This window comes from Dorea amylophila (assembly GCF_025567265.1).
In the GTDB taxonomy this organism is placed as follows: Bacteria; Bacillota; Clostridia; order Lachnospirales; family Lachnospiraceae; genus Dorea_A; species Dorea_A amylophila.
On the sequence record NZ_JAOQJW010000016.1, the window covers coordinates 83,098 to 86,428 of the forward strand.

The window sequence follows — 3,331 nt, forward strand, 5'->3', positions numbered from 1 at the left end:
ATCGGCTTGAATGAACAGTATGAGGAATACGCTATCCATGATACCGACAACTTCCCTATTGCGATTGGCGAGTATGTTTCTATTGAAGAACTCAATGAGATGTATGAAATGATAGAGGAACTTCCCGACTATATCGTAGAGTGTCTGGACGAATTTATCAGCCACTACGGGACGCTGGAAGAAGTCGTGGAACACAAGGACGATATTTATTATTATCCCGACTGTGAAACCATGACAGACGTTGCCTACTACTACATAGACGAATTGCAGGCACTTGGGGATATTCCACCCAGCTTGCAGAACTACATTGACTATGAAGCCTACGGGCGAGATTTGGATATGGGCGGTTGCTTTATTGAAACAAGCCGAGGTATGTGCGAGATACCATATTAACGCTGGAAGATCTGCGACAAGCATTGTTGCTACTGACAGCGTATTTCTCTTTTAAGGGACAGTCTGAAACATGGCTGTCCTTTTCTATTTAGAAACTTACGAAAGGAGCTGAAAGAACTTGAAAAAGATTAAAAGCTACACGGGTATCTGGAACGTAGAAAAAGTCTTATATGCAATCAATGACTTTAACTTGCCCTTTCCCGTTACTTTTACACAGATTACATGGTTTGTGATTACGGAATTTATCATCATTCTGTTTGGGGATATTCCCCCACTTTCCATGATAGAGGGAGCGTTTCTCAAATACTTCGGTATTCCCGTTGCTCTCACTTGGTTTATGTCGCAGAAAACCTTTGACGGAAAGAAGCCGTACAGCTTTTTGAAATCACAGATAACCTATGCCCTGCGACCAAAAATCACTTATGCAGGAAAAGCCGTAAAACTGCATAAGCAGACCTTGAATGAAACAATCACGGCAGTAAGGAGTGTGAACTATGTTCCCGATAAAATATATTGACAATAACCTTGTCTGGAACAAGGACAATGAAGTGTTTGCCTATTATGAGCTGATACCGTACAACTATTCTTTTCTATCCGCAGAGCAGAAATTTATCGTGCATGACAGCTTTCGACAGCTCATTGCACAGTCCCGTGAGGGTAAAATTCATGCGTTGCAGATTGCCACAGAAAGCTCAATCCGCAGTATGCAGGAGCAGTCAAAGAAGCTGGTAACTGGAAAATTAAAGGAAGTTGCCTATCAGAAGATAGACGAACAGACCGAAGCGTTAGTATCTATGATTGGGGACAATCAAGTGGACTACCGCTTTTTTCTTGGCTTTAAGCTCATGGTTACGGAAGAACAGCTCAATCTGAAGAACATCAAAAAATCGGCGTGGCTGACGTTCACGGAATTTCTCCATGAAGTGAACCACACGCTGATGAATGATTTTGTTTCCATGCCGAATGATGAAATCAACCGTTACATGAAAATGGAAAAGTTACTGGAAAATAAAATCTCCCGTCGCTTTAAGGTGCGTCGCTTGGAAATCAATGATTTTGGCTATCTCATGGAACATCTTTACGGCAGGGACGGTATCGCCTATGAAGATTATGAGTACCAGCTACCAAAGAAAAACTATAAGAAAGAAACGCTGATAAAATACTACGACCTTATCCGTCCGACAAGGTGTGTGATTGAAGAAAGCCAGCGATATTTAAGACTGGAACATGAGGACAAAGAAAGTTATGTGTCCTATTTTACCGTCAATGCGATTGTCGGGGAGCTTGATTTTCCGTCCTCTGAAATCTTCTATTTCCAGCAACAGCAGTTTACCTTTCCAGTTGATACTTCCATGAATGTAGAAATCGTGGAAAACCGAAAAGCATTAACGACAGTCCGCAATAAGAAAAAAGAATTGAAAGATTTGGATAATCACGCCTATCAAGCTGGAAGCGAAACAAGCTCAAATGTGGTGGACGCATTAGACAGCGTGGACGAGCTGGAAACGGATTTAGACCAGACAAAAGAAAGTATGTATAAGCTCTCTTATGTGGTGCGTGTATCGGCTGACGATTTGGACGAATTAAAACGCCGTTGTGATGAAGTCAAGGACTTTTACGACGATTTGAATGTAAAACTGGTACGTCCTGCTGGGGATATGCTGGGGCTTCATTCTGAATTTTTACCAGCCAGCAAGCGATATATCAATGACTATGTGCAGTATGTAAAATCAGACTTCTTGGCTGGGCTTGGTTTTGGTGCGACACAGCAGTTAGGGGAAACTACGGGTATCTATATGGGCTATTCCGTTGATACGGGAAGAAATGTGTACCTGCAACCGTCCCTTGCCAGTCAAGGTGTGAAAGGTACAGTTACCAACGCGTTAGCTTCTGCTTTTGTCGGTTCGCTTGGCGGTGGGAAGTCGTTCTGCAACAATCTTCTGGTGTATTATTCGGTTCTCTTTGGGGGACAAGCGGTTATCTTAGACCCAAAATCAGAGCGTGGCAACTGGAAAGAAACGCTTCCAGAAATCGCCCATGAAATCAATATCGTAAACCTTACCAGCGACAAGGACAATGCAGGACTTCTTGACCCATTTGTGATTATGAAGAATGTCAAAGACGCTGAAAGTCTGGCAATCGACATCTTGACATTCCTTACTGGTATTTCCTCTAGGGACGGCGAAAAATTCCCCGTGTTACGAAAAGCGGTTCGTTCCGTTACCCAGAGCGACAGTCGGGGCTTGCTCCATGTGATAGAAGAGCTACGCTGTGAAGATACACCCATATCAAGAAATATCGCAGACCATATCGACAGTTTCACGGACTACGATTTTGCACACCTGCTGTTTTCAGACGGTACGGTGGAAAATGCTATCAGTCTGGATAACCAGCTCAATATCATTCAAGTAGCGGACTTAGTATTACCAGATAAGGACACGACCTTTGAGGAATACACGACCATTGAATTATTGTCGGTGTCTATGCTGATTGTGATTAGTACCTTTGCCCTTGATTTTATCCATTCGGACAGAAGTATTTTTAAGATTGTCGATTTGGACGAAGCGTGGGCGTTCTTAAATGTGGCACAAGGCGAAACCTTATCAAATAAGCTGGTTCGTGCTGGACGAGCTATGCAGGCAGGCGTTTATTTCGTTACACAATCCTCTGGCGACGTGTCAAAAGAAAGTCTGAAAAACAATATCGGCTTAAAATTCGCTTTCCGTTCTACTGACATCAACGAGATAAAACAGACCTTAGAATTTTTCGGTATCGACAAGGACGACGAGAACAACCAGAAACGCTTGCGTGATTTGGAGAACGGACAATGCTTATTGCAGGACTTATACGGACGTGTCGGTGTGGTGCAGATACACCCAGTCTTTGAAGAACTGCTACACGCCTTTGATACCAGACCGCCCGTACAGAGAAATGAGGT

3 protein-coding genes are annotated in these 3,331 nt (G+C 43.2%); all 3 read left to right on the plus strand.

Features of this window, described 5'->3' with window-relative positions:
* On the plus strand, window positions 1-393 hold a 393-nt coding region (locus OCV72_RS11185; protein ID WP_055283839.1), incomplete at its 5' end, for an antirestriction protein ArdA.
* A gap of 118 nt (window positions 394-511) precedes the next feature.
* Entirely contained in the window at window positions 512-910 is a 399-nt protein-coding gene (locus OCV72_RS11190; RefSeq protein ID WP_004843362.1) for a conjugal transfer protein, read from the plus strand.
* A partial coding sequence (tcpF, locus tag OCV72_RS11195; RefSeq protein WP_055283841.1) for a conjugal transfer ATPase TcpF occupies window positions 888-3,331 on the plus strand: 2,444 nt, incomplete at its 3' end. The genes OCV72_RS11190 and tcpF, both read left to right, overlap by 23 nt.